The sequence below is a fragment of the Mesorhizobium sp. M7A.F.Ca.AU.001.01.1.1 genome, assembly GCF_004022735.1.
Classification (GTDB): Bacteria; Pseudomonadota; Alphaproteobacteria; order Rhizobiales; family Rhizobiaceae; genus Mesorhizobium; species Mesorhizobium ciceri.
Map to the genome: position 1 here is coordinate 1 of NZ_RZPF01000311.1, position 7,126 is coordinate 7,126.

6 protein-coding genes are annotated in these 7,126 nt (G+C 64.9%); 1 reads left to right on the plus strand and 5 read right to left on the minus strand.

Annotated elements, in window-relative coordinates; all coding sequences use genetic code 11:
• The coding region (locus tag EN884_RS19325; protein WP_206617610.1) for a substrate binding domain-containing protein at positions 1–568 on the plus strand (568 nt) is incomplete at its 5' end.
• Positions 569–580: 12 nt separating this feature from the next.
• Here the strand turns inward: EN884_RS19325 and EN884_RS19330 are convergent.
• The 5 genes from EN884_RS19330 to EN884_RS19350 form a co-directional block, all read right to left on the minus strand.
• Positions 581–2,197 carry a GMC family oxidoreductase gene (locus EN884_RS19330; RefSeq protein WP_063169058.1) on the minus strand — a complete coding sequence of 539 codons (1,617 nt, stop codon included), beginning with the start codon at positions 2,195–2,197 and terminating at the stop codon, positions 581–583.
• Entirely contained in the window at positions 2,194–3,708 is a 1,515-nt protein-coding gene (locus EN884_RS19335; protein WP_063169059.1) for an FGGY-family carbohydrate kinase, read from the minus strand. Before EN884_RS19335 ends, EN884_RS19330 begins: the two co-directional genes overlap by 4 nt.
• Positions 3,709–3,730: 22 nt before the next feature.
• On the minus strand, positions 3,731–4,549 hold the full coding sequence (locus EN884_RS19340) for an aldolase (protein ID WP_024504448.1): 819 nt from the start codon (positions 4,547–4,549) through the stop codon (positions 3,731–3,733).
• A gap of 14 nt (positions 4,550–4,563) precedes the next feature.
• Positions 4,564–6,261, minus strand: coding sequence for a glycerol-3-phosphate dehydrogenase/oxidase (locus EN884_RS19345; protein WP_063169060.1), 1,698 nt, complete (start codon positions 6,259–6,261; stop codon positions 4,564–4,566).
• Positions 6,262–6,281: 20 nt separating this feature from the next.
• A partial coding sequence (locus tag EN884_RS19350) for an aldo/keto reductase (protein ID WP_164895059.1) occupies positions 6,282–7,126 on the minus strand: 845 nt, incomplete at its 5' end.

Below are 7,126 nucleotides of genomic sequence, written 5' to 3' on the forward strand. Positions count from 1 at the left end.
TCTCAGAACCTATCCGCAGATGCGCGTCGAGGCGATCTTCGACGACGCCGTCAGCAATCTGGTGGACGAGCAGATCGATCTCGGCATCCGCGTCGGCTGGCTCACCGATTCCTCGAACCAGGCGCGGCGGCTGGGGACGATCCGGCAAATCGTGGTGGCGAGCCCTGGCTTCGCGGCGAGCCTGCCGCCCGACCTGACGCCGCACCAGGCAAGATCGCTGGCCTGGGTCGGCAACACCCAGTTGCGCGGCATCGGCCAATGGCTGTTTTCCAGGGATGGCGAAACGGTGCTGACCGAGCTCAATCCGGTCCTCATGTGCGACAAGAGCCCCGCCGCCCTTGCTTGCGTGCTCGTCGGCATCGGGCTGGGCGTCTTTCCGGACTACAGCGTCAGCGACGATATCGCCGAGGGGCGGCTGGTGCCGGTATTTGCCGACTGGAGCCTGCCGTCAGGCGGCATCCACGCAGTCTTTCCGCCGGCCCGGTTCCGGCCCGCCAAGGTGCGCACCTTCGTCGATCTGCTCGCGGCGGCCGAGAAGCGGCGATCGCGCGGTGTTGCCACGGCTTGAAGCCGATGGCGGTCAGCGGGCCTCTTGCAGGATCATCTCGGCTGCCTTCTCCGCGATCATGACGACCGGCGAGTTGGTGTTGCCCGAGACGATTGTCGGCATGATCGAGGCATCGACCACGCGCAGCCCGGCAAGCCCGTGAACACGCAGGCCGTCGTCGACCACCGCCATCGTATCCGAACCCATCTTGCAGGTGCCGACGGGGTGGAAGATCGTCGTGCCGATATCGCCGGCCTTGCGGATGAGCTCTTCATCGCTGTCATACTGCGTGCCGGGCAGCATCTCTTCCGGCGCAAAGCGCGCCACCGCCCGAGCCTTCATCAAGCTGCGGACATGGCGCAACGACGCGACGGCCACGCTGCGGTCTCCCTCGGTGGAAAGATAGTTCGGCCGGATCTTCGCCGTCTCCCGCGCGTCGGACGAAGCCATGTGCACGCTGCCCCGGCTTTCCGGACGCAGATTGCAGACCGAGACGGTGACCGCGGGAAAGCGATGCAGCGGCTCGCCCAGACGGTCGGTGCTCAGCGGTTGCACATGATATTCCAGATCGGGCGTTGCGAGGCGCGGATCGCTCCTGGCGAAGATGCCGAGCTGGCTTGGCGCCATCGACAGCGGCCCGCTGCGCTTGAGCGCGTATTCCAGCCCCATCGACGCACGGCTGACCAGATTGTGGTAGCGCTGGTTGAGTGTGGCGGTGTTGGCGACCTTGAAGACGGTGCGTATCTGCAGATGGTCCTGCAGATTTTCACCGACACCCGGCAGCGCGTGACGGACATCCACGCCGATGCCCGAGAGCAGGTCGGGGCGCCCCACCCCCGACAGTTCGAGCAGCTTGGGCGAGTTGATGGCGCCGGCCGCAAGGATCGTCTGTCCAGCGCGGACCTGATGCAGGCGGCCGCCTTGGCGGAAAACCAGTCCGGTGACGCGCCGGCCGTCGAATTCGAGCCGTTCGGTTTCCGCGCCGAGCACTACGCGCAGGTTCTTGCGCCCCGCTATACCGCGCAAAAACGCCTTCGATGTGTTCCAGCGGACGCCCTTCCTCTGGTTGACCTCGAAATAGCCCGAGCCTTCATTGGTGCCGGTGTTGAAGTCTTCGGTGCGCGGAATGCCGAGTTCCTCGGCCGCGTCCCGGAAGGCGTCGAGGATCGGCCATGAAAGCCGCTGCCGTTCGACCCGCCACTCGCCGCCGCTGCCGTGCATGGCGCTCTTGCCACCATGGAAGTCTTCCGACTTGAGGAAGTAAGGCAGGACATCGTCCCAGCCCCAGCCGGCATTGCCGGCCTGGCGCCAGCCATCATAGTCGGCAGCCTGGCCGCGCATGTAGATCATGCCGTTGATCGATGAACAGCCGCCGAGCACCTTGCCGCGCGGATAGTTGAGGCTGCGTCCGTTGAGACCGGCTTCCGGCTCGGTCTTCATCATCCAGTCGGTACGCGGGTTGCCCATGCAGAAGAGATAGCCGATCGGGATATCGACCCAGTGATAGCGGTCGCTGCCGCCGGCCTCGAGCAGCAGCACCTTGTTGCGCGGATCGGCCGAGAGCCGGTTGGCGAGCACGCAGCCGGCGGAGCCGGCACCGACGATGACGTAGTCGTAACTGCCGAACGGAGACGGTGAAGCTTCGGTCACGTGCGCGCCTGCTGTCCGGCGATGCGCTCCCACATCGGGGTCATCGCCTGGTTGATCTCGCCATAGAGTCGATACCGCCGTGCGTATGCGTGAGCAACCGTCTCGTTGGGTACAAAATGTCGGGCGGCCGCTGTCATGGCGGTTGCACCCGCACTGTAGTCCGCGAAAATGCCGACGCCGGTGCCCGCCGCGATCGCCGCTCCCAGCGCGCCGGTTTCGCGGCTGCGCGCCACGGTGACGGGCACGCCGAGCACATCGGCGAAAATCTGCGGCCAGACGCTGCTGCGCGAGCCGCCGCCGGACAACACCACCTGGTCGAAATCGGCGCCCGCTTTGTGCAAGGTCTCGACATGGCGCTTGTGCTCGAAGGCGACCCCCTCGAACAGCGCACGCAGCAGATGGGCTCGGCTGTGCCAGCCGGCGATGCCGTAGAAGCCGGCGCGCGCATGGCCATTCTGCTGCGAGCCATAAAGGAAGGGATGATAGATCGGGATGTCGCTGTTGGGATCGACGGACGCCACCAGTTCGCTGCACAATTCGAATGGCGACTTGCCGGCTTCGCCGCCATGTTCGAGGAATTCGCGAACGATCCATTCGAGATTGGCGGCCGAGGTGGCACTGGATTCGATCGCCAGATAGCGCTGGCGATCGAAAGTCGACAGCATGAAGATCGAAGGGTCGCGGATCGGCTTGTCGGTGATGACCTGGTTGATGCTCCAGGTTCCGGCGATGACCGAGGCGGCACCGGTTCTGGTCACGCCCGAACCGACCGCGCTGGCGACGACATCGAACAGCCCGGCAACGACCGGCGTGCCGGCGCGCAGTCCCGTCAGGGCCGCCACCTCCGCGCTGACATGGCCGGCAATGTCGGCCGATTCCAGCACTGGCGGCAGTAGGTCCATGCAATCGCCGAGCCCATAGGCGGCAAGCAGGTCCGGCTCGTAGCGGCGGTCCTGCATCTGCAGCAGGCCGCAGCCCGACATATCTGAAGTATCGCTGCTGCGCGCACCTGTCAGGCGGTTGACGACGAAATCCTTGCACAAGAACACAGTTCCGATGCTGGCAAACAAAGCCGGCGAAAAGCGCTTGAGCCAGGCAAGCAGGGTCGGCGTCTGCGCCGCCCACGGCCGCTGCAGGCAATGTGCGTAGGTGCGGTCGCCGACATTCTGTTCTGCCCATTCGGCAACGATGTCGACGGCGCGTGTGTCGAGCGACTGGATGCCGATCAATGGCGCGCCCGCACGATCGAGCGCGTAGAGCCCGTTGCCATGGCCGGCGCAGCCGATGGCGACGATCTCGCCGGCGTCGATACCGGCTTCAGCGATGCATTGACCAATGACCGAGACCGCATTGCGCCAGAGTTCGTCGAGGTCGCGTTCGACATGTCCGGGCTTTGGCATGGACGAGCGGCCGTCACGGGCGGCGAATGCCAGTTCGCGGCCCGACAGGTCGAAGAGGATGGCCTTGATGACGGTGTTGCCGGCATCGAGACCGAGGATATAGCTTGCCATTGGCGCCTCCCGAGGCCGCAGCCTATGCCTGGTTGTACAGATCCCAGGCTGCGCCGCCATCGGCATCGTCGTGAATGATTGCCATCAGCCCGCGCACGACAGCGCTCGGGTTGGCATGCTGGTAGATGTTGCGGCCATAGACCATGCCAAGCGCACCCTGTGCCATCAAGGCGGCCGACTTGTCGAACACGGCACGCAGATCCTCCTTGCCGCCGCCGCGCACCAGCACCGGGCAGCGCGCCGCCTCGACAACGCGGTGGAAGTCGTTGGGATCGGTGGTCGGGTCGGCCTTGACGATATCGGCACCCATCTCGCGGGCAAGCCGGGTCAAGGTGACGATCTTATCGGCGTCGCCGTCGACCATGTAGCCGCCATGCTCGGTGACCGGCAGCATGGCCAGCGGCTCGATCATCAGCGGCAGGCCGTATTTCTCGCAATCGGCGCGCACGCGGGCGATGTTCTGCACGCATTGCCGGAACAGGTCCGGCTCGTCGGGTAGCATGAACAGATTGACCACGACGCAAGCCGCATCCATCTCGATGGCGCCAAGCAAGGGCTCGGCTTCGTTCTGCAGCACCGCCCACATCGCCCGGTGGCGTATCCTGTTATAGGGATTGCCCATGTCGATGCGCATCACCAGCGCCGGCTTGTCCTTGCCAGGCACGGCCTGCAGCAGGTCGGCCTGGCCGTAGTTCATCTGGATGGCGTCGGGGCCGGCCTTGACCAGCTGGTTGACCACGCTGGCCATGTCTTCCAGCCCGGCAAGGAAACTCGGCTCGTTGCAGACGCCATGATCGATGGCGACGTCGAGGCAGCGGCCGCCGCCGAACAGCCGGTTCATACGGACTTTCTTGTTTACGCGCATAGGGCGCTCCTTTGATGTGTCTGGAGGTCGATGCCGTGCCGGTCGGCCAGCAAGGCGAGGAAGGTCGAGCGCTCGGTGGCAGCCTCGCTGGCGCTCCAGTCCTTGTGCGCCGCCAGCATGTCGAGAACGGCGTTGACGAGGTCGAAGCTGAGACCGCCTGAAATGGCGATGGTGGTGCGGCGCAAGAACAGGTCGGCAAGGCACTCGACCTGCTCGCGCTCGATGATGCGCCCCATCTCGCTTGCCGAATAGTCCGACTGCGGCAGCATCTGTTCGCCCGCCGGGTGCGAAACGAAATCCCTGGCCGACGTGCCATAGCGCTGCAGAAGCGTTTGCGCGCGCTCGACCGTCAGGCCATGCTCGGCGGCGAATGACGCGCACCAGGCGTCCGGGTCGGCCGGAAAATCACGGCCGCCACCGATGGCCATGTCCTGCGTGCCCTGGCTGCGCGCGAGGCCGAGCCGCTTCAGTGCCATGTCGGCGGCCAGCGCTCCAAACGAACGGAAGGTGGTCCACTTGCCTCCGACCATGCACAGTGTCGCCGGCAGGTGCCCGCTCGCTTCTACGAACTCGCAAAAATGATCGCGCGGTATGCGGCTGGTAAAACTGTCCTCGCTGGCGGGCAAGGGTCGCACGCCGGCGAAGCGGAACACGATCTGGTTTTCAGCTACTTTGATCGAGGGGAATACAAAGGCGAGCGACTGCAGGATGTAGCGCTGCTCGTCCTCCTCGCAACGCACCTTGTCCGGATCGTCGACCCGGATGTCGGTCGAGCCGATCAGCACCTTGCCGAGATAGGGAAACAGGATGCAGATGCGCCCGTCCTCGTTCTCGTAATAGACCATATGGCCGCCGAGCGCGTCGAACAGTTCTGCATTGTCGACGATGAGATGCGAGCCCTTGGTGCCGCCCATCATCGTCTGCGCCGCCGCCCCGATGGCCTTGTTGGTCAGGTCGATCCAGCCGCCAGTAGCGTTGATGACCAATTGCGCCCGTACCGGCAGTTGTTCGCCCGTCAGCGTGTCGGTAATGGCGAGGCTATCACCTGTCGACGATACCTGAGCGTAGTTCAAGGCGCGGGCGTTCGCCGCGCTCGCCGTGGCGTCCAGCAGCATCTCCAGGCCGAGGCGTTCGGGCCGGCTCACCCAGGCGTCGTAGTAGGTCGCCGAATTGCGGATCGCCGGATTGATCGCCGGCCATTTTTTCAAGGTTTCGGCGCGGCCCCTGAACCTGTGCGTCGGCATCAAACGCCGTGCGGCGGTGAACAGGTCGTACATGGCAAGGCCGGTCTTGATGACCAGCGCACCACGCCGGCTCGGCCGCCGCGTCAGACCCAGGAAACGCACCGCACCGTTGGCAAGGCCGGAGAAAATGTCGAAGATCGGCACCGTCGTCGGCAACGGGGCCACATAGTGCGGGGCATTCCTCAGCAGCCGGTCACGTTCGAGCAGCGATTCGCGCACCAGTTTGAATTCGCCGTTTTCGAGATAACGCAGGCCGCCATGCACCATGCGTGAAAGGGCGGCACTGGCGCCGCTGCAATAATCGCCCTTTTCCGCCAGCACGACATCGACGCCTTGCAGCGCCAGTTCGCGAAAGACGCTGATGCCGTTGATGCCGCCACCGATGACGAGCACGGCGATATCAGGCCGGTCGCGCAGACCGGCTAACGTATGGCTACGGTTCATCGGGGCTGTTGCCTTTTTTCTCAGGCATCCATCGCAGTGAGATGCGCGGCTGCCGCGGCGTCGATTGCCGCAAGCTCGCCTGCCGCAAGCGTGATCTCCCCGGCCCGTGCATTGTCGAGCGCCTGTTCGGGATTGCGCGCGCCGCACAGGGCGAAGGTGATGCCCGGCTGGGCGAGCGTCCAGGCGATGACGATCTGCGCGGTCGACGCCTGGTGGCTCTCGGCGATAGGGGCGATGGCCTCTTTCAGCTTTGCCACCTTCTGCCGGTTGGCCGTGGAAAAGCGCGGGTTGTCCTTGCGCTGGTCGTCGCCGCCGAATGTGCGGCCGGGGTCGACCGTGCCGGTGAGCAGCCCCAGCGCCAGCGACGAATAGCTGAGCGTGGCGATGTCATGGCGGCGAGTGATCGGCAGCAGGCTGCTCTCGATGTCGCGGTCGATCATCGAATAGCGCTCCTGGATCGCATCGAGCTGGCCGGCATCGATATAATGGCCGAGATCCTCGGCGCTGATATTGCTGACGCCGATGGCGCGGATCTTGCCGGCTGCCTTGAGCTTTTCCAATACCGCCATCGTCTCGGCGATCGGCGTCGTCGGGTCCTGCCAATGGGTGATGTAGAGGTCGATATGATCGGTGCCGAGACGCCGCAGGCTCTGCTCGACCTCATAGGCGATGCCGTCGGCGCCGAGATAGCGATGCACTGGCTTGTCGTCCTGGTCGAAGAAATGCCCGCCCTTGCCCGAATGCCAGTTCAGCCCGCATTTGGTCGCGATCACCACCTTGTCGCGCTTGCCCTTGATGGCGGTGCCGACGATCGCCTCGCTGCGGCCAAGACCGTAGGCCGGCGCTGTGTCGATCAGGCTGAGGC

Coding starts and splice junctions, on each gene's coding strand:
- EN884_RS19335 (WP_063169059.1), bottom strand. CDS start 3,708: ATGGCAAGCTATATCCTCGGTCTCGATGCCGGCAACACCGTCATCAAG.
- EN884_RS19340 (WP_024504448.1), bottom strand. CDS start 4,549: ATGAACCGGCTGTTCGGCGGCGGCCGCTGCCTCGACGTCGCCATCGAT.
- EN884_RS19345 (WP_063169060.1), bottom strand. CDS start 6,261: ATGAACCGTAGCCATACGTTAGCCGGTCTGCGCGACCGGCCTGATATC.